Origin of the sequence: Pyramidobacter sp. YE332 (assembly GCF_033060595.1) — a bacterium.
Taxonomy (GTDB): domain Bacteria; phylum Synergistota; class Synergistia; order Synergistales; family Dethiosulfovibrionaceae; genus Pyramidobacter.
The window spans coordinates 1,433,064-1,450,432 of sequence record NZ_CP133038.1 but is presented as its reverse complement, the minus strand read 5'-3'; the positions used below and the strand labels follow the sequence as shown (position 1 = coordinate 1,450,432).

Below are 17,369 nucleotides of genomic sequence, written 5' to 3'. Positions count from 1 at the left end.
AGACATGAACGCCGCGTGGTTCGAGAAGCACGTCGAGTCTCGAGTCGAGAAGCTAAGGAGAGGCGGAGACGAGGTGGTCATGAGCTCGCCGCTGCGGGAAGACCGCAGCCCCTCCTTTACGGTCAACTTTGAAAAAGGCTGCTGGCACGATCTTGGTACCGACGAGAGCGGCACGCTGACTGACCTTGCCGGCCGTCTGGGCGTTCCAGCGCCGGAATACGCGGGCGGCGGGACTTCTTCTTCCTCGAGGAAAGAGCGGGACGCCAAAGCCGCAGCAGCGGAGAGGGAAAAGATCGAGGCGGCCCGTGCCGTGTGGGAGATGGCGACGGAGAAAGACGTGCAGAGCCATGAATACCTGAAAGCCAAGCGGATCGATGTAACAGGCCTTGCGTTGCGAGTGCTTCCCTTTAGCGGCCCCGCTTTGCCGAAGCCGTACCAGAAAATCCCCCGCCGCGGGCAGCTGATCGTCCCCGTGAAGGACGCGAAGACGGATCAGCTCGTCGGCGTGGAACTGATCGACTGCTTCAAGGCTGATGGCAAGTGGGGCAAGCGCGATCTTGGCATTAAAGAGGGCGGCTACTGGGAAGCCGGAACGTGTTCCGGGAAAGACGCGCCACTCGTCTTCTGCGAGGGCATGGCCACTGCGGCAACGGTGAAACGCTTTGTCGGCGATTCTGCGCGCGCGATCTGCTGCTTCGGGGCGGGGAATGTGTCCGTCGTGGCGGCGGCTTTTTCTTCGCGGTTCCCGGGCAGGGAGATCGTCATCGCCACCGACGCGGGCGAAACCGGAGAAGACGCCTACAATGCCGTGCGGCTGGGCGAAGCGAAAAAGCGCGGACGGGGGCACGAAAATGATACCCTGCGCCCCGCGATTCCCGACGCCCTGAAAGCCATTCCCCAAGGGGAGAGCAACATCGACTGGAACGACGTTGTTCTCGCCAAGGGCTTCGAGGCCGCCCGCACGGAGTTTGAGAAGCGTCTGAAGCTGTCGCGGATGCTGCGCAAGATGCAGGCTTCGGAAGCGACGCGGAACAAGCCAAAGTTTATTAGCGCGTCTGCGCTCATGGCCACAAGATTCGAAGCCAAGAAGTGGGCGGTCGAGGGGCTTGTTCCTTCGGGGCTGACCGTGCTTGCCTCGATTGCCAAGAAGGGCAAGAGCTGGCTCGTTCTGCAAATGGGGGCGGCGGTCGCGGCTGGAAAGCCCTTCCTTGGCATGAAGACGACGCAGGGGGCCGTACTCTATGCGGCTCTGGAAGACACTCAGGCACGTTTAAAAGAGCGGCTCCAGCTGCTCTACCCTATGGGTGGCGTTCCCTCTGTCATGAGCTTCACAACGACCTTCCCACGCCTCGACGCCGGAGGGCTTGAGCTACTGCTGGAATGGGTCGTTGAAAATAGCCCTTCGCTCGTAGTTATCGACGTCTGGAACAAGGTGAAGCCAGCGGGCACGGACAAAGGCCTGAACGCCTACGAAGCCGACTATAAGGCCGTCGGCCCATTGAAAGCACTGGCCGATATGACGGATACGCCGATCCTTCTCGTCCACCACCTGAAAAAAGGCGGTGCGGCAAGCGGTGAGATGCTGGAAGGGCTGTCCGGTTCCATGGGGCTACCGAGCGCGGCGGATGCGATCCTCGCCCTGAAGCGTGAGGGACAGCGCGAAACGGCAGTGATCGAGCGGACGGGACGAGACATGAACTGTACCGACGATATTCCCATCCGTTGGACGAAGCCCGCGGGCTGGCGTCTCTCCACGCCGGAAGAGATCTACAAAGAGCGCCGCGAGAAGGAAACCGGCACAGCGAGGGCCATCTTCGACGCTCTGGAAGAAACCGGCGCGCCGATGTCGCCCAAGCAGATCGCGGAAGCGGCGGGAATTTCTCCGCAAAATGTCCGGATGTATGTTAAGCGCCTCAAAGACGCGGGCCAGCTCCAGCGGTTCAGCGACGGCAGTTATTACCTCGCAGAAGAAGCAGCCCTGTGCCGCGAAGAAAAAGAAGTTCCCCCTATAAAAGAAGAAGATAATAATCTCTCTCTCTTTTCTGTTACGCCTGTTACGCCTGTTACGCCCGTTACGCCTGTTACGGGTGTTACGGTTGGGCAAGAACGAGGCTGTTACGCTTCTGTTACGCCTGTTGTTACGCCTATCCGAAGCAGTGATACCAATGGTTTAGGCGAAAAGCGTAACAGCGTAACAAGCGTAACAGCCCCCCTGGTTGTTTAAGCGAGTACGAAAAAACGGGATTTATCCTGCAAAAATTCTCCGCCCCCATTTCTTCCCTTGCGGAAAGGGCGGGATGCTCGCCCGAAGTTGTTCGCCAGGCGTTGCTGAATCAGTTCGGAGAGCGGGCGGACTTTGGCAGGGATCGTGTGGCGATTTCACCGCCTGACTTATGGCTGGAGGGTGAGACGGATGACTGATCAGCAGCGCGACGCCCTCAAGCTGATCGTTGCGGAAGAGATTAGCCGCCGGACGGGCGAGGAGTACTTCTTTGAGTACCACTTCGCCCGGCCTGACCGGCTCTGGAGAAGTGACGTCGCATGGCCCCGCGTGCGCGTCGCTTTGGAGATCCAGGGCGGAAACTGGACGCGCGGGCGGCATTGCCGGCCCTCCGCCATGCAGAGCGAGTACGACAAGCAGAACGGCTACGCTTCCCGCTCGTGGCTCTGCTTCTACGCCGACTGGGCGCAGATGAAGAAGCCTGAACTGGTGGATATGGTCGTCAGGACGATACAGCGCCGCAAGGGCGTAGAGAATGAGAACGGAGGCGTTCAGGGTGAGCTATTTCGCAGTGAGAGATAGAGAGACGGTCATCTGGCACGGCGCGGCACAAGACCGCCTTGACGCACTGGACAAAGCCGCGGCGGAGAGGGGGCTTGTATCGTACCGCTGGGCCTTCGATCATGATCCCGGCGTCTTTAACGTAAGAAGCTGGCAGGCCGTAGAAACGGGCCTTTCCGAGTTTGCCGTCGTATACAGAGACGAGAGAGGCCGCGAAACGGAGGTGCTGCGGGGTGTGGCGAACGATCGAGCGGATGCCATGCGGCTGATCCGGGAAGTGCCGCCTGAGTGTTCTTTCCCTCGCGGAAGGCTCGCTGTGCGGAAGTGTGGATAAAATGAATGAAAGTTTACGTACTTAGGAGGTTTTAACCATGGGAAGCAAGCCGAAGGGCGTTAAGCTGGCGCGTCCTAAAGCAGGTATGCCGCAAAAGCTGACGGAAGAGGTGAAGGACAAGATCATCGACGCGATCCGCTGCGGCGTGTACATAGAAACCGCCGCGGCAGTCGCAGGGATTACGCGGCAGACCTTTTACAACTGGCTGAGGCGCGGCAAAGAGGAAAAACGCGGCAAGTTCCACGACTTCGTGAAGGAGGTGAACATCGCTTTCGCGGAGGTGACGCGGAACGACATGGAGGTGATCGGTCTGGCCGGAGAACGCGACTGGAAGGCCGCGGCGTGGAGGATCGAGAAGCGGGACAAGCTGTATCGCGATACGAGCGGCACAAGCAAGATCGGGAGCGAGGACGATCCGTTCATCGTCTTCCTCAAGGGTGTAAGAGACGGGAGTGCTGATAGCAATGCAGAGTGAGAGAACAGATTTTCAGCGGTTGATGGAAGAGAACGGGCTGAGCTTGAGCTTTGACCGCATGGCCATGGCCGAGCTCACCTTCGCGGACGGATCGAGGGCCACGCTGTACCAGGCGCGTTCCCCAGCTGACAAGATCGCCGTTCTGGAGCCTGACGATCAGGTTCCTTCCCCCGGTCCGTTGCAAGGGCGGGAGTTCATCCGGAGGGTCAACCGCGCCCCGACCGACGACGACATGGCCATAGTCCACGGCGCGATGCTGGCGGCGTGGGAGCGCATTCAAGAGGTAGGAGGAATACTCCGGGCGGCGATTTAGGCGTTATCGCGCAGGGAACGAAGGGCGACGTCGTCGTGAACAACAACATTTCCGTGACGACCGAAGGGGGCTCCGGCGACGAGGAAGAGACCCGCAAGACCGCCAAGCTCATCAGCGATATGGTCGAGGAGAAAACGATCCGCACGATCTACGAACTGAAGCGCAGCAATATGTTGTAGGCAAGGGCCGCCAACGGAAAACAACGAAGCCGCTTCTCAGATCGAGAGGCGGCTTGTCCTGACAAATTAGTTCAGAAAATTCACGATATTCAACTGAATGGACTTTTTGTTTTTTTGGAAAACGGTTCATTTAATGGATCGCATCAAGTTCGGCCTTCATCTGGTCGAGCGTCACTTCTTCGAGTCTTCCGGCTTCCGCGTCGGCCATGGCCTGAAGCGTTTCGGCGCTGAGGCGCGGCTGGAAGGGAAGACCGCCTTCATCGACGATCTGACGAAAGAACAGCCGCACGGCGTCGCTGGTGCTGAGGCCAAGTTCGGAAAGGATCTGCTGAGCGTCGTGCTTGATCTGCTGCGGCATGCGGACGTTGACGACGGTTGTATTCTCCGCGTTCATCTTCATCACCTCTGAAAATATTGTAGTGCAAGATGAATTACGCGTCAAGAAACTGTCTGCTTTTTCCCTTCGCGGTCAATCCAGTACCTTCAAATACTCCAGCAAACGGGCCTCGAGGCACTCCTTAACCAGACCGGTCATCGGCGCGGAATCGCCGTCTCTGTAGTAGGAATCAAAGGCGGCGTAATAGCGGCGGCGATCGCTGTATTTCACGTTGACGGGCGGAAAGCCCGCCTGCATGAGCATGAAGTTCAGCAGCAGCCGCCCCGTGCGCCCGTTGCCGTCGATGAAGGGATGGATGCCCTCGAAGCGGAGATGGAACAATGCCGCCGCCTCGACCGCGTTCTTGTCCGTGGCGGCGAAGTCTCTCAGCAGGGCGGCCATTTCCTCATGGATCAGCAGCGGCTCCGTCGGCGTGTGGAAAGCCCCAGCGATGACGACGGGCACTTTCCGATACCGGCCCTTGTCTTCCGGCCTGTCCATGAGTACGAGGGAATGGATTTCCCGGATGCGCCACTCCGTCAGCGGTTCTTTTTCCGAGACGAGCCGCTCGACGCAGGCGAAGGCGTCGCGGTGGCCGATGGCTTCCAGGTGGTCTTTCAGCGGCTTCTCGCCGATGGTGATCCCTTCCAGCACAAGCGCCGTTTCCCTGAGCGTGAGCGTGTTGCCCTCGATGGCGTTGGAGTTGTAGGTGTACTCGATCGTGAACTGTTCCCGAAGGCGTTCCAGCTCTCCGGGCGTCAATGGCCGGCAGGCGTCGAGCCTGGCTTTCAGCTCCGCGAGGCGGGAATAGCTAATCATGAGCCTGCTCCTTCCCTTCGCGGTCAGCTTCCGGTTCGTCGGCTTCAGCGCTGGCCGCAGGCTCGTGCTCGATCACGTTCTGGATCGGCGCGCGCAGGGCGGAGCAGATGCGGTCGAGCACTTCGAGAGCCACGTATTCGCCCTTACTCATTTTAGAGAAGGTAGTACGAGAGGCATTGACAGTTTTCCTTAAGTCTTCACGCTTCATGCCTCTGTCAATGAGTAGTTTGAACAACGGTTTATAGTTGAATGGCATTGTTTCACATCCTTTCTATCCGTTATTTTATCATAAATGTCCATTTTCGCAATAATAAGGCTTGCATTCACGAACATTCTATGATAATATTGTTCGTGAAATAAGACATAACGACTGCTAAAGCGGATAATTGAGTGGGAAAGACGATAACACACAAGAGAGGTGATGGATTGAAGCACGTCGATTCGGGACGGCGCATCAAAAAGACCCTTGGAACTGTTAGGACAGTAGCAAGGGCGAGGGCCTGAGAAGAAGGCCGCTTGTACTGTAACACGGCGGCTTTCTCTTCGGGGAGAGTGTGAAAGGAGAATGTTCTCATGATGATTCATGGCGTGAAATTGGAAGAGTGTTCAGAACTAGGCGTGAAAATGACATTTCCCGATAATTCTTATTGCACTTTGGCCATTGATGTGGTGTATCGGCATCCTCGCCGCCCGCCGTTGGAATTAGGTGAAGAAAATATCCCGACTGACACTGACAGGTACGCAAGGAGATTACGATATGACAAGACGCCAGAAGATAAAGAGATAGATGAAGCGGCGCTGAAGCTTTTGTATTCGCGACTGGCAAGGGCGTACCTCAACGGCGAACTTGACGTGAAGCCCTCGACGGAAGAAAGCGTCTTGTGAATGGTAAAACCGGCACAGGCCGAGAATCAGGAGGCATGAGAGCGGGCGCAGGGCATGAAGGGGTATCGGTATTAGCTACACCCTTTTCTTGAGGGGACGGTTCCCTCAGTAATTCTTAGGGTACAAACAATACTTGTACCCCTTTCATCGCCGTCTAGGGGTGAAACCACCTGACTTCAGTAATTCTGAAGTTGGCGCATCCATGACCGGAATACTGTTCCGCTCATTCCCCGTCTTTGGTCAAGATCCCCTTAACGTCAGGGGTGTTTACTAAACACGCCACTTTTCATCATCAACGTTCCCGTGCGCGCAGAGCGTGAAGGGTACGGCGTTTCACAGTATAGGGGTGTTCCGTTTTAGAACTTCCTTGTAAAAGGATGTCCATAGTGTGGAGGCCCCTGGGCAGGAAACGCGACGCAGGGATAGCGGACGGGGTAAGTTCAACTTAGGGCGCTTAGATGGGCGCAAAATTGCACTTGTTGAAGGGGGGAACGTTTCGTTCCCCCCCGGGGAAGTTGTTCCTTGTCGGAAGAAATCTGGTAGAACAAGGTCGAAAGGGGCCTTCATGTTCGCGTCAGAAGGCCCCAAACTTAGGTCAGGTAATAGAATCATACCTGTAATGTAAAATGGAGGCTAAAAATGGCATATTTCAAGATCAAAGGTCAATCTGCAAGCGCCGGCTATGCCACAGGTGAATACGGCGGCCCTCGTACCGACATCATCGAGGCGGTCGACAGGGACGGCGCGCTCGAGGCGGCCGTAAGGAGCGGCTTTTACCGCAAGGGGCTGACGGCTGAACTGTGCCGCGGCAAGTGGGCCTGTTACGCGAAAGAGGGCGGCAAGCTGGCCAAAGTCTGCGAGGTCTACGCGAACAACGGCACGGAGGCCAGGCTGGCGGCCCTGAAGTTTCACGGGTACAAGTTTGTGGAAGAGGTCAGGCGGATTTCGGCGTGATGATCCCGATGCGCAGCTCTTGCAACAGGCTCTCAAGCGGGAATTTCAGGTGCAGTGAAGATGAACGGCCTTCATAAACGCGCTGCAAGGCCCGTAACTTGAGCGAGGTGATATAATCATACCTGTGAAATAAAGAAGCCCCCACAGCGGGCGGCTGTGAAGGGCTGAGTAGTTTATCCGATCTTTCTGGGCGCTCTTTTCCTCGCGGGAACCAACAGTTCGGCGGGCGAAGTGAGCGCCTGCTCTTTTCTGAGGTCGTCGGCGGTCAGGTGGATGTAGCGCTGCGTCATCTCCGGGCCATGATGGCCCATGAGGCGCTGAAGGACTTCTCCGCTCATCCCGGCCCTGAGGTGGAGCGTGCAGGCGGCGTGCCTCAGGTCGTAGGGCCTGAACGTGGTGCCGTCTTTCAAGCGATAACCTTTCAGACGGTCGTTCCAGCGTTCCACGGCGAGACGCCGCCCCGTGACGCTGGCGAAAACATACATTTCCGCGTCCCATTCGCGCGGCCGGCGCTGCATGACGTGCCTCAGCGCGGCGGCCGTGGTCGGCGAGAGGGGGATGATCCTCTCTTCGCGGGTCTTGGCGGCGTGCGCCGGAATGACGACCGCGAGAGAAGAGAAGTTGAAGTCGGCCGGAAGCAGCTGGAGCGCTTCGCCGGGGCGCGTGGCCGTGTCGAGCGTGAAGAGGATCAGGGCGTAGTCCCGAAGCCCCGCCCATGTGGAACGGTCTGGAAGCGCCAGCAGCTCTTTCACCTTCGCGGCGTCGATGTCGCGGAACCGTCCCGGCGCACTGCGGCGCTTCAGGCCCCTGAACGGATCGGGTTCCGGCTGCTGTATCCCCTCTTCGACACACCAGCGCCAGAAAGCGCGGACGTAGATCAGCCGCAGGTTGTAGGTGGCGGGAGCGACCTCCTGGCTGAGCCACGAAAGGAAGGCGGTGCGCATCTTCAGCGGGCTGCTCCACGCTTGCGGGAAGGCGGCGAAGAATTGCCGGATCGTCTTTGCGTATTCCTTGCACGTCTTGGGCGCAGCTCTGGCGGCGGTTTTGCAGGTCAGAAAGCTTTGCGCGGCTTCATCGATCGACGTTACGGGCCCGTTGCTCATCAGGAAAAGCGTTCGTGCGGATGTCATTTCTCCATTCTCCTTGTGGAATCATTCTGTTTACAACGCTGAAATATCTGAAAATTTCGAGTCGATGAATCAGCTGCTGCTGGCGGAAGCCGCTCTTGTCCAGCGGGGCATGAGGTGTTATAATCGCTGGCGTCGTAGGGTGTGGGCATTTTGCGGGCAAGGCAGCTGACTCGAAATCAGCCAGGGGTTCACGCCCCTCGGGGGTTCAAATCCTCTTCCCTCCGCCATGATTTTTGTGAAAATCATAAAAAGCCCCCTTCGCGGGGCTTTTTGTTATACTGGCGTCAGGGGGAATCAATAAGCTTCAGGGGGGATCATCGTGCAGCACAGTTGAAGACTGCGGCGAGTACCGCGTGCTGAAAATCGACTGATTCCATCAAAAACGGCCGCATCTGGCGCAATCTCTCGACTTTGTGATATAACGGAACGGTGAATTGTGATGAAGGGTGAGGAACGAATGGCGGACGATGAAAAAAGCGTTGCGGCGGCAGAGGTGCAGCCGGAGCCTGGGAAAGACTTCTGGACGCTGTGCGTCAAAGGGACGGTCGAAGAGATCAAGGGAAGAGTCGCTGCGGAGCAAATCGACGTCACACAGCCGTTTCGCGACGGGATTACGCCGTTGTACCTGGCGGCGCAGAATAACTCGCTGGCAGTGGTTCAATATTTTCTCGATGCCGGGGCTGACGTCAACGTGCGGACGACGGGCGAATACGGTGATACGATCCTCCACGCCGCGGTCTGGACGAAGGATCTTCGCGTCGTGCAGGCGCTGCTCGAGCACGGAGCGGATCCGATGGCGACGAACGCCAAAGGCTGGACGCCGCTGCGGCTGGCGCGTTACCACGTGCGCGGCAAGGAGATGCTTCAGCTCCTGATCAAACACATGAAACTGGAGCCTGCCGAGAACGGCCGCTCGTATGAGGGAACGATCGAGTATGTGGATCTCTGGTCGAAAAGATGTTATCAGCTGTGCGGCACTACGCTGATCGAACATTCCATGGATCGCCTGAACACGTCGAATATTTCTCTGGGAGAGACGGACCGGATCGCGTACGGCTCTTCGCAGAAGCGCAAGGCCGTGGTCGTGAATACGGTGCCGGCAGGATAGGCGTAAATTGACTGTGACGGACATGATACTAATTCTTGATAGAAAGTATTAACATAGTTTCCCGGGCGCTGCGGAGGAGTTCAGTCGCTCAGGACTCCCTCGACCGCTGCGCGGTCTGCGCAGCTCGCTTTGTGAATCTCCTCCGCAGCGCCTCTGCATTCGGCATTTTAATTGAGAAATAGTATGATACTATTTCTCAATTAAAATACCGAACGCAGAGGCGCTGAGAGGAAGATTCATAAGGCGAGCTGCGCAGCAGTCGAGCTCCTTCTGAGCGACTGAACTCCCTCGCAGCGCCCTGCAAACTATATTAGTGCTTTTTATCAAGAAATAGTATGAGATAAAAGCGGCGCGGGCCGTGTAGATTTTTTGCGAGTCCGGCGCCGTCTGGATTCCGCGGCATCAAAAGGCCGATAGGAGAGGAAGAATCTCTCCTATCGGCCTTTTGCATACTTTGAATGCCGGTTACTTCACGGCGGCCGGATCAGCGGCTTTGTTTGCCGCATCCTCGGTGAAAGCCGGTTTCAGTCCGTCCAGCTTTTCATCGGGAAGGGCGTCGGCAGGCGGAACGTCGTCGCTCTTGACGGTGAAGAGTTCGGGGGCGACGATCTCCACGTTCATCTTATCGGTCAGCCCCTTGATGTAGTTGCGCTGGGCCTCCATTTTTTTGCTCTGAAGGAGCATCGTCTTGATGCTGTCGGACACTTCGGAGAGAGGACGCACGTCTTCCGAGACGGCCCTGATGCGGTGCACGACGAAATAATCCTGACTGGTGATCTCGATAGGGGCGGAGGTTTCGCCGTCGTTCAGCGCGGAAAGAGGCTCGAGCTTGCCGACCATCTCCGTCGCGGCGATGCGCTCGTGAACGTCGCTCGAGGTCGCCTGGACAATGTCGGCCGAAACGATCGTAAGGGCCTTGTCCCAGTCCTTGTCCGCCTTCACTTCTTCGGCGAATTTGTCGGCGGCCTCCTTGCTCTTCAGCTGGACAAAGTCGGCTTCGATGCCGGCCGGCAACGTGAAGTTGCCGCGCAGCGCGTCGTACAGGGCTTTGATCTCGTCGTCGGAAACGACCACGCCGCCGGAAACGTCTTCCAGCATCTTGTTGATGGCCAGCTGGCGGGCGATCTCGGCTTTGACCTGTTCGAGGCTGCTGCCCTGGTTCTTCAGCGTCTGCATGAAGGCTTCTTTGGTCACGTACTGATTCTCGACCTCTTTCAGCTGCTTGTCGACGTCGTCGGCGGGGGCGCTGATTTTCAGGCGGGCGACTTCGTCGATGACGGCGCGGTTGGACACCATTTCGTCGAACACGGCTTTGTAGATAAGCGGCATTTGTTTGTCGGACAGGTCGCGGATGCCGTTGCGCTCGACGAACGAGCGCAGGTGTTCCTGCAGCTGGCTGATGTGCAGTTCTTCGCCGTTGACTTTGGCGACCACGAAATCGCCGGTGCGCTGATTGTCGGAGTCGGAGGAACTGCCCGTGCCGTACATGAATCCGACGGAAGCGGTGAAGATGACGATAAACAGGGCGAGGATCCACTTGATCTGAGTGCGAAGCGCAGTAAGTATCTGCAAGTGACTTTACTCCTTTCGAATTGGCAGCGTGAAAAATTCTGTTTCAGCCCAAGAATTGTACCATAAAACATTAAACCGTGGCGAGAGATGTGCCGACGGTCCGTTCCGTTTTCAAAGGAACGGAGAGCTGAACGGCGCTTTCCATGACCTGGCCGAGCTCCATGGCGGTCTGTTCGGCCCGATCCTGCGGGCATTCACAGACGATGGAGTCGTGGACCTGGAGCACCATGGCCACGTCGCGGCCGGCAAAATGCGCGGCGACTTTGTTCATGGCGATCTTGGTGATGTCGGCGGCCGTCCCCTGGATCGGGGCGTTGATGGCGACGCGTTTTTGGTGGTCTTTCGTCTGGTTCCCGGTGGCGATCTCGTCCATCGGGCGGCGGCGGCCGAAAAGCGTGGACGTGTAGCCGACTTCGAGGGATTTTTTCTTGCTCGTTTCCATGTATTCCCGTACGCCCGGGAGAGCGGCAAAGTAGGCGTCCATGATCTGGAACGCGGTGTTGCGGTCCGTCCCCAGCCGGGAGGCGAGGCCGAAAACGCTCATGCCGTAGATCAGGCCGAAGCTGACGGTCTTGGCGCTGCGGCGCAGCTCCTTGGTGACGGCGTCGGCGGGGAGGCCGAAGATCATGGCGGCGGTTTCGGTGTGGATATCCCGATCCGACTTGAAGATCTCGATCAGCTGCGGATCTCCCGAGAGATGGGCCAGCACGCGCAGTTCGATCTGCGAATAATCGGCGGCGGCGAAGCAATGCCCCGGCCGCGACGGGATCAGACATTCGCGGATCCTCTGTCCCCAGCCGCTGTAAGCCGGCAGGTTCTGCATGTTGGGATCGCGGCTGCTGAGGCGCCCCGTGCCGGTCGTCAGCGATTCGAAGGTGCTGTGGATCAGACCGTCCTCGCCGGCCGCGCTCAGCAGCGGCTGCACGAAGCCGGAGGCCATTTTCTGAAGCTCGCGGTATTCCAGGAGCTGCCCCGGGATTTCGCAGCGCGCGCCGCAGATCTCCCGCAGCTGTTCAAGCACCGACACGTCGGTGGAGTAGCCGGTCTTTGTTTTCTTGACGACGGGAAGCCCCAGTTTTTCAAAGAGAAGCTCCCCGATCTGTTTGGGCGAGTTGAGATTGATCTCGCATCCGGCCGCTTCGTAGACTTTTTCGGTGATCGCGTTCAGCTGACGTTCCAGCTCCCGCGAAAGCGCCAGCATTTTTTCGCGGTCGAGGCGGATGCCGCGGCGCTCCATGTCGACCAAGGAGGGGATCAGAGGCAGGTCGATCTCGTTCATGACCCGCGTCATGTCCTGTGCGGCGATTTTTTCTTCCATGGAGCGGGCGATGGCCAACAGGCGCAGCGCCCGGCCGGGCGAAAGTTCGAGGCCGATCTCCTTCGAGATGTCGTAGCTTTCCAGATCGGGATGGAGCAGGTACCAGGCGGTCTTGACGTCCCAAAGCCCGCCGAGGCGCGGCCGCTCCATCAGGTAACACAGCGCCTTGGCGTCGAGACAGACGACCCTGTTGTCCAACAGTTCGTCCAAACGCGGCGCCAGTTCAGCCAGCGTGCCCTGCCACCAGCTGCCGTCGGGGCGGCGAGGATGACGCGGCGCGACTGCAGCGTTTCTTCTTTGATCGTGTATGGAACGGGCGCGCCGGATTCTTCGAGATCGAGCGCGATCCTTGGCGCGCACAGGATCGTGTCCAGCGGGATCGCGGCAGCGGGGGGGACGGCCTCGCCGAAGTCGTCCCCGGTACTGACGGGCGACGGCCGCGCCGCCTCCGCCGGCGGATTCCCGGCGGGGGATTTTTTCTTTTCAGCTGCGGCGCCGAAGGATTCGGCCGCCTTTTTCATGCCCAGTCGGGCGCAGAAAGCGCCGAACGCTTCCAGATCGACCGCCGCTTCTTTCGAGATGAATTCGCTCAGGTCCTCGTCGCATTTGAGCCGCGTCAGTTTGCGGTTCGCGACGGCCTGCGCGCCGTGCTCGCTCATTTTTTTCTGCAGCGCCAGCTTGAGTTCACCGGCATGTTCCAGAATGCCTTCGATGGAGCCGTAACTTTGAAGCAGTTTCGAAGCGGTCTTCTCGCCCACGCCGGGCACGCCTGGGATGTTGTCGATCGAGTCGCCCATCAGCGCCAGATAATCGACCATTGTGTCCGGAGGGAAACCGTATTTTTCGGTAAAGTGAGGAACGTCGTATTCCTCGAAAGACGAGACGCCCTTGCCGGGGCGGAGGATCTTCACGCCCGGACGCAGCACCTGCATGATGTCCTTGTCCGAGGTGAGAATCAGCACCTCGTCGCCGCGAGACGCGAACTGCACGGCGGCCGAACCGATCAGGTCGTCGGCCTCGACCGAAGGACGCTCCATGATGTGGACGCCCAGAAGCGGAAGCATTTCGTGGAGCAGCGGAACCTGAATTTTGAACTCCTCGGGCGTCGGCCGGCGCGTGGCTTTGTATTCGGGATAGAGCTGGTGGCGGAACGTCGGTTCCTTCATGTCGAACGCCGCGTAGATCTCGTCGGGACGCCGGTCGTGTCTGACTTTGGCGAACATGTTGAAGAAGCCGACCAGCGCGTTGGTGGGCGTGCCGTCGGGGGCGTTCAGCTCGGGGATCGCGTAAAAGGCGCGAAAGGCGATGCCGTGTCCGTCGATAAGCAAAATCTTTTTTCCAGGCATTTCCATAAACCTCCAGGACGGGTTATAATGCTCTCTGAATCTCTGCGGATTTTCTTCCGCATCCGTTTGTCTATTGTACACGCGATGAACCAATTATGTGAGGAGGAACTTTTATAAATGGCGGATGAAGTGAGAGTACGTTTCGCGCCCAGCCCCACCGGCGCGCTACATATCGGCGGCGCTCACACGGCGCTTTTCAACTGGTTGTGGGCCCGTCATACCGGCGGAAAGTTTATCCTTCGCATCGAGGACACCGACCGCGTCCGTTCGACCGCGGAATACGAAGAGACGATCATGGCCGGGATGAAATGGCTGAATCTCGACTGGGACGAAGGGCCCGACGTCGGCGGCGATTACGGACCGTACCGTCAGACCGAACGCCTCGACCTCTACAATAAATACGCCCGACGGCTTCTCGACGAAGGCAAAGCCTACAAGGACGGCAGCGCGGTCATCTACAAAGTGCCGCTTGGGCTGGACATCGGCTTCGACGACGAAGTCTACGGCCACGTGGACTACAAGAGCGACGCGCTGATCGACGGCCGTACCGGCGTGATGAAGGACATCGTGCTGATCAAAAGCGACGGTTTCCCTACCTATAATTACGCCGTCGTCGTCGACGATCATCTGATGAAGATCTCTCACGTCATCCGCGGCGAAGACCACATCTCCAACACGCCCAAGCAGGTCCTGATCTACAAGGCGCTGGGCTGGGAGATGCCCAAGTTTGCCCATCTGCCCATGATCCTCGGCAAGGACAAGAAAAAGCTCTCCAAACGCCACGGCGCCACCAGCGTTTACGAATACCGCGACATGGGCTACCTGCCCGATTCGATCTTCAACTTTCTGGCGCTGCTGGGCTGGGCTCCGAAGGGGAACGTGGAAGTGTTCGGCCGCGACCTGGCCATCAAGGAATACGAACTTCGCAACATCAACCGCAAGTCCTCGGTCTTCGATTTCGACAAGCTGAATTTCATCAATCAGGAACACATCACGGAAATGCCCGTCAGGGAAAAATTCGAACTGGTCCGTCCTTTCTGGGAAGAAATGGGCGTGGACTGCGGCAAACTCGATCTGGATTATCTCGGCAAATGCTTCGAGATCATGGCCGGCCGCGGCAAGACGATCAAGGAACTGGCGGAGTTCTCCGACTATCTCGTGACCTTTGCGCCCGTGGCGGCCCGGTACGACGGCAGCGACCTGACGGACGAACGCCGCGTCCTGCTGAAAAAGTTCAATACCGATTTTCTGTCTCGTCCCGAGCTGGTCACGCCCGATCAGATGCTGGCCTTCGCGCGCGAGTGGTGCGACGCCAACGGAGCCAAGCTGAAAGACATCGCCATGCCGCTGCGCTACATGCTGACCGGCTACAAAGTCAGCCCCGGCATCTTCGAAGTGATCGAACTGCTGGGCCGCGACGAGGTGTCCAGGAGACTGCGGCATTATAACGTCCTCTGACTTTCGTCGCGCGGTGCAAAGACTGCTTTTGAAAATGCACGTGCGCTTTCTCTGCCGAGGAAGGGAAACGCAATGTATAAAAATCCTTGAAAAAACGTGCGCGCGCTAATTTCAAGTTTGACATTTCAGAAGAATCGTTGTATATTTTCCCCGTACTCGGAGAATCTTCCGGGCGCTCCCGAACTGGTCGGGATTTTTCATCACGTTTTTTTTGGAGGCATGTACTTTGAAGGGCAAAGTGAAATGGTTCAACAGCACCAAGGGCTTCGGTTTCATCACCACCGAAGAGGGCAAGGACGTTTTTGTCCATTTTAGCGCTATCAAGATGGACGGCTACAAGTCCCTTGAGGAGAACGAAGAAGTCGAGTTCGACGTCGTCGATGGTGAAAAGGGCCCTCAGGCTGCTAACGTCGTCCGTCTGTAGGACGACCGTTAGTGATTGAACCCTTTTTAGATTAAAAAAGAAGGCCGGCAGATCTGATCTGTCGGCCTTTATGCTATTACGCAAAAAAAGCGAGTTCTCCCCAAGGAGAATCCGCCGTGGAACAAAACGCGCTATCGACTCTTTTTTGATTTTTGATTTGTTTTCTGGCGCCAGACGTACACTGCTACGACAGCTGTGCAAACAGCGCAGAGAGCGAAACTGACCTCCGAAAGATGCCGCCGGATCAGCGATTGATTGGCGCCAAGCCAGTAACCCAGCAGCGTCAGGATGACGACCCAGATGCCGGCGCCAAGCGTCGTGTAGAAACAGAAGCGCGTCAGGTTCATGCGGGCGATCCCGGCCGGCAGCGAGATATACTGACGGATCACCGGGATCAGACGGCCGACGAACGTGCTGATATGGCCGTGACGCTCGAAGAACGAGTCGGCTTTGTCAAGAACTTCCGACGTGATCCCGAAGTGTTTGCCGTACTTGATGAAAAAGGGGCGCCCAAAACGCAGCGACAGCCAGTAATTAAACAGCGCTCCCAACAGACTGCCCGCAATCCCCGCAAGAAGCACCCCCAGCAGCGACATGTGTCCTCCGTGGGCCAAAAAGCCGGCCGGAGGCATAACGACTTCGCTGGGGAAAGGGAAAAAGGACGATTCCAGGAACATCAGTGCGACGATTCCCGTATATCCCAGCGAGCCGATCGTATCCACCAGCCAGCTGACCAAACTGCCAAAAACATCGCTTAGCATGACTTCACCCCGCTCGACGATTTTTCTAAGATCCGTGATCGATTAAAAGTCTAATCCGTACGTGCTTCGAGGCCCAAGGACGCACGTCGCGTCGAGACGAGTCCTTGACGGACCCTGTCTCTCGCTTTTTTCGGCACCTCCCCGGCGCGGGAAAAAGAGCGGCGGTCTTCTTTCCGAGAAACAATACGAAGCACGGCGCTATTGTAGCATCATCGGACGTCTTCCGGAAAAAGACCGAAACAGAGAACTTAAAAATATTTCTCCCACTTGAGGCGTTCTTTATGGGATAATAATATACGGATTTTTCGAGAAGGAGACTGTGCCGTGTGCCTGCCTTATTGGAACAGCGAACTTGACGTAGAAGTGGGATGCTGGAGTTTTTCCCGGCGCGAGCACGGCGCCATCTCCATGGCGGGGCTCCATAGCGAACTGCTGCGTGATCTGTCTTTTCAGGCGCTCTCTTTGGAGAGCGAGCTGTTGTATCTCTGCGGCAGCGAATGCGGCATCGCCGGCAGCATGATCTGGGATGAAGCCGTCCTCGAAAGAAGGATGGCTTCGGATATGTCTCCGTTTACCCTTGTATTCGGCTATAGCCGTGAGATGGAGCGCTTTGCGGGGCATTTTCTTGCTCAGCGCCGGGATCTGAAAGCCGGCGTGACGGAATGCACTTTTTGGAATGGGCAGATTGCTCTCATACGTTATAAAGTCATCGCCTATATGGCGGCGCTTCCGGTTTTTAACGAGCTGGAAGGACTCGCGGAAATGCGTGCGGACATGCAGAAATGGAAGAAAAGCAGCGCTCTGGTCCCTTTTTATGCGGAACGCTTCGGTTTTCTGCGCGCCCCTTTACCGTATGAGACTGACATTCCAAAGGACATGCTCGTCGTGAATAAGCTGGAGAACTTTCAGCTCGACGAGACCCGTTCAGTGATCGGACCGTCCCCGTCTATCCCGTTGCCGGCTTTTTATGAGCTGACCATCGGTGACGGCAGCGAGGAAACGTGATATTGTGAAACCCGTGGGAATTTGAAGCTGGTTGTTCGTGAGAAGATCTATCGGCCTTTTCGTCGTGGACGAAGAAGTGAAGGAGGATGTTCGATGGCTGTTCACAAAAAGAACAAGACTCTTGAACCCA

20 protein-coding genes are annotated in these 17,369 nt (G+C 57.4%); 12 read left to right on the top strand and 8 right to left on the bottom strand.

Features of this window, described 5'->3' with window-relative positions; all coding sequences use genetic code 11:
* Window positions 1-4 precede the first annotated feature (4 nt).
* The 6 genes from RAH42_RS06805 to RAH42_RS06780 all read left to right on the top strand — a co-directional run bounded on the left by RAH42_RS06805 (window position 5) and on the right by RAH42_RS06780 (window position 4,083).
* Window positions 5-2,224 (top strand): AAA family ATPase, encoded by a 2,220-nt coding sequence (locus RAH42_RS06805; RefSeq protein WP_317539112.1) that lies wholly within the window; start codon window positions 5-7, stop codon window positions 2,222-2,224.
* Between the two features lie 189 nt (window positions 2,225-2,413).
* Window positions 2,414-2,803 (top strand): hypothetical protein, encoded by a 390-nt coding sequence (locus RAH42_RS06800; RefSeq protein ID WP_120373129.1) that lies wholly within the window; start codon window positions 2,414-2,416, stop codon window positions 2,801-2,803.
* A complete protein-coding gene (locus RAH42_RS06795; RefSeq protein ID WP_317539111.1) occupies window positions 2,778-3,116 on the top strand; it encodes a hypothetical protein in 339 nt (112 codons plus the stop codon). The genes RAH42_RS06800 and RAH42_RS06795 overlap by 26 nt, the downstream gene beginning before the upstream one ends.
* Window positions 3,117-3,153: 37 nt before the next feature.
* Window positions 3,154-3,591 carry a helix-turn-helix domain-containing protein gene (locus RAH42_RS06790; RefSeq protein ID WP_317539110.1) on the top strand — a complete coding sequence of 146 codons (438 nt, stop codon included), beginning with the start codon at window positions 3,154-3,156 and terminating at the stop codon, window positions 3,589-3,591.
* A complete protein-coding gene (locus RAH42_RS06785) occupies window positions 3,581-3,904 on the top strand; it encodes a hypothetical protein (RefSeq protein WP_317539109.1) in 324 nt (107 codons plus the stop codon). Before RAH42_RS06790 ends, RAH42_RS06785 begins: the two co-directional genes overlap by 11 nt.
* Window positions 3,905-3,939: 35 nt before the next feature.
* Window positions 3,940-4,083, top strand: a complete 144-nt coding sequence (locus tag RAH42_RS06780; protein WP_317539108.1) for a hypothetical protein — start codon at window positions 3,940-3,942, stop codon at window positions 4,081-4,083.
* 130 nt (window positions 4,084-4,213) lie between these two features.
* Here RAH42_RS06780 and RAH42_RS06775 read toward each other — a convergent pair whose 3' ends face one another.
* From RAH42_RS06775 to RAH42_RS06765, 3 genes are all read right to left on the bottom strand, one after another.
* Entirely contained in the window at window positions 4,214-4,477 is a 264-nt protein-coding gene (locus RAH42_RS06775) for a type II toxin-antitoxin system RelB/DinJ family antitoxin (RefSeq protein WP_317539107.1), read from the bottom strand.
* A 75-nt stretch (window positions 4,478-4,552) separates the two neighbouring features.
* Complete coding sequence (locus tag RAH42_RS06770) at window positions 4,553-5,278, bottom strand: Fic family protein (RefSeq protein WP_317539106.1); 726 nt, start codon at window positions 5,276-5,278, stop codon at window positions 4,553-4,555.
* A complete protein-coding gene (locus tag RAH42_RS06765) occupies window positions 5,271-5,534 on the bottom strand; it encodes a helix-turn-helix transcriptional regulator (RefSeq protein WP_317539105.1) in 264 nt (87 codons plus the stop codon). Before RAH42_RS06765 ends, RAH42_RS06770 begins: the two co-directional genes overlap by 8 nt.
* Before the next feature lie 317 nt (window positions 5,535-5,851).
* Between RAH42_RS06765 and RAH42_RS06760 the strand changes: the two genes are divergently transcribed.
* Window positions 5,852-6,163 carry a hypothetical protein gene (locus RAH42_RS06760; protein ID WP_317539104.1) on the top strand — a complete coding sequence of 104 codons (312 nt, stop codon included), beginning with the start codon at window positions 5,852-5,854 and terminating at the stop codon, window positions 6,161-6,163.
* Window positions 6,164-6,802: 639 nt separating this feature from the next.
* A complete protein-coding gene (locus tag RAH42_RS06755) occupies window positions 6,803-7,117 on the top strand; it encodes a hypothetical protein (protein WP_317539103.1) in 315 nt (104 codons plus the stop codon).
* Between the two features lie 173 nt (window positions 7,118-7,290).
* Here RAH42_RS06755 and RAH42_RS06750 read toward each other — a convergent pair whose 3' ends face one another.
* A complete protein-coding gene (locus RAH42_RS06750; protein ID WP_317539102.1) occupies window positions 7,291-8,247 on the bottom strand; it encodes a tyrosine-type recombinase/integrase in 957 nt (318 codons plus the stop codon).
* Window positions 8,248-8,704: 457 nt separating this feature from the next.
* Between RAH42_RS06750 and RAH42_RS06745 the strand changes: the two genes are divergently transcribed.
* Complete coding sequence (locus tag RAH42_RS06745; RefSeq protein WP_317539101.1) at window positions 8,705-9,355, top strand: ankyrin repeat domain-containing protein; 651 nt, start codon at window positions 8,705-8,707, stop codon at window positions 9,353-9,355.
* Between the two features lie 465 nt (window positions 9,356-9,820).
* Here the strand turns inward: RAH42_RS06745 and RAH42_RS06740 are convergent, their stop codons facing one another.
* The 3 genes from RAH42_RS06740 to RAH42_RS06730 form a co-directional block, all read right to left on the bottom strand.
* On the bottom strand, window positions 9,821-10,927 hold the full coding sequence (locus tag RAH42_RS06740; protein WP_317539100.1) for a SurA N-terminal domain-containing protein: 1,107 nt from the start codon (window positions 10,925-10,927) through the stop codon (window positions 9,821-9,823).
* A 70-nt stretch (window positions 10,928-10,997) separates the two neighbouring features.
* Window positions 10,998-12,455 (bottom strand): DNA polymerase, encoded by a 1,458-nt coding sequence (locus tag RAH42_RS06735; protein ID WP_317539099.1) that lies wholly within the window; start codon window positions 12,453-12,455, stop codon window positions 10,998-11,000.
* Complete coding sequence (locus RAH42_RS06730) at window positions 12,395-13,591, bottom strand: 5'-3' exonuclease H3TH domain-containing protein (RefSeq protein WP_317539098.1); 1,197 nt, start codon at window positions 13,589-13,591, stop codon at window positions 12,395-12,397. Before RAH42_RS06730 ends, RAH42_RS06735 begins: the two co-directional genes overlap by 61 nt.
* 117 nt (window positions 13,592-13,708) lie before the next feature.
* Here RAH42_RS06730 and gltX point away from each other — a divergent pair, with 117 nt between their 5' ends.
* Together gltX and RAH42_RS06720 are read left to right on the top strand one after the other, a co-directional pair.
* The gene (gltX, locus tag RAH42_RS06725; RefSeq protein ID WP_317539097.1) at window positions 13,709-15,049 is read left to right on the top strand and encodes a glutamate--tRNA ligase; all 1,341 of its coding nucleotides are present in this window, start codon (window positions 13,709-13,711) and stop codon (window positions 15,047-15,049) included.
* A gap of 226 nt (window positions 15,050-15,275) precedes the next feature.
* The gene (locus RAH42_RS06720; protein WP_040550697.1) at window positions 15,276-15,473 is read left to right on the top strand and encodes a cold-shock protein; all 198 of its coding nucleotides are present in this window, start codon (window positions 15,276-15,278) and stop codon (window positions 15,471-15,473) included.
* Between the two features lie 131 nt (window positions 15,474-15,604).
* Here RAH42_RS06720 and RAH42_RS06715 read toward each other — a convergent pair whose 3' ends face one another.
* Window positions 15,605-16,234 carry a DedA family protein gene (locus RAH42_RS06715; RefSeq protein ID WP_120373080.1) on the bottom strand — a complete coding sequence of 210 codons (630 nt, stop codon included), beginning with the start codon at window positions 16,232-16,234 and terminating at the stop codon, window positions 15,605-15,607.
* Between the two features lie 324 nt (window positions 16,235-16,558).
* Here RAH42_RS06715 and RAH42_RS06710 point away from each other — a divergent pair, with 324 nt between their 5' ends.
* Window positions 16,559-17,239: a hypothetical protein gene (locus tag RAH42_RS06710; RefSeq protein WP_078016960.1), complete on the top strand. Its 681-nt coding sequence runs from the start codon at window positions 16,559-16,561 to the stop codon at window positions 17,237-17,239.
* The last annotated feature ends 130 nt before the right edge of the window (window positions 17,240-17,369 follow it).

What these genes read in the sequence shown, in the direction of transcription:
- RAH42_RS06805 (WP_317539112.1), top strand. Translation starts at nt 5, where the DNA reads ATGAACGCCGCGTGGTTCGAGAAGCACGTCGAGTCTCGAGTCGAGAAG.
- RAH42_RS06800 (WP_120373129.1), top strand. Translation starts at nt 2,414, where the DNA reads ATGACTGATCAGCAGCGCGACGCCCTCAAGCTGATCGTTGCGGAAGAG.
- RAH42_RS06790 (WP_317539110.1), top strand. Translation starts at nt 3,154, where the DNA reads ATGGGAAGCAAGCCGAAGGGCGTTAAGCTGGCGCGTCCTAAAGCAGGT.
- RAH42_RS06785 (WP_317539109.1), top strand. Translation starts at nt 3,581, where the DNA reads ATGCAGAGTGAGAGAACAGATTTTCAGCGGTTGATGGAAGAGAACGGG.
- RAH42_RS06775 (WP_317539107.1), bottom strand. Translation starts at nt 4,477, where the DNA reads ATGAACGCGGAGAATACAACCGTCGTCAACGTCCGCATGCCGCAGCAG.
- RAH42_RS06770 (WP_317539106.1), bottom strand. Translation starts at nt 5,278, where the DNA reads ATGATTAGCTATTCCCGCCTCGCGGAGCTGAAAGCCAGGCTCGACGCC.
- RAH42_RS06765 (WP_317539105.1), bottom strand. Translation starts at nt 5,534, where the DNA reads ATGCCATTCAACTATAAACCGTTGTTCAAACTACTCATTGACAGAGGC.
- RAH42_RS06760 (WP_317539104.1), top strand. Translation starts at nt 5,852, where the DNA reads ATGATGATTCATGGCGTGAAATTGGAAGAGTGTTCAGAACTAGGCGTG.
- RAH42_RS06755 (WP_317539103.1), top strand. Translation starts at nt 6,803, where the DNA reads ATGGCATATTTCAAGATCAAAGGTCAATCTGCAAGCGCCGGCTATGCC.
- RAH42_RS06750 (WP_317539102.1), bottom strand. Translation starts at nt 8,247, where the DNA reads ATGACATCCGCACGAACGCTTTTCCTGATGAGCAACGGGCCCGTAACG.
- RAH42_RS06745 (WP_317539101.1), top strand. Translation starts at nt 8,705, where the DNA reads ATGGCGGACGATGAAAAAAGCGTTGCGGCGGCAGAGGTGCAGCCGGAG.
- RAH42_RS06730 (WP_317539098.1), bottom strand. Translation starts at nt 13,591, where the DNA reads ATGCCTGGAAAAAAGATTTTGCTTATCGACGGACACGGCATCGCCTTT.
- gltX (WP_317539097.1), top strand. Translation starts at nt 13,709, where the DNA reads ATGGCGGATGAAGTGAGAGTACGTTTCGCGCCCAGCCCCACCGGCGCG.
- RAH42_RS06715 (WP_120373080.1), bottom strand. Translation starts at nt 16,234, where the DNA reads ATGCTAAGCGATGTTTTTGGCAGTTTGGTCAGCTGGCTGGTGGATACG.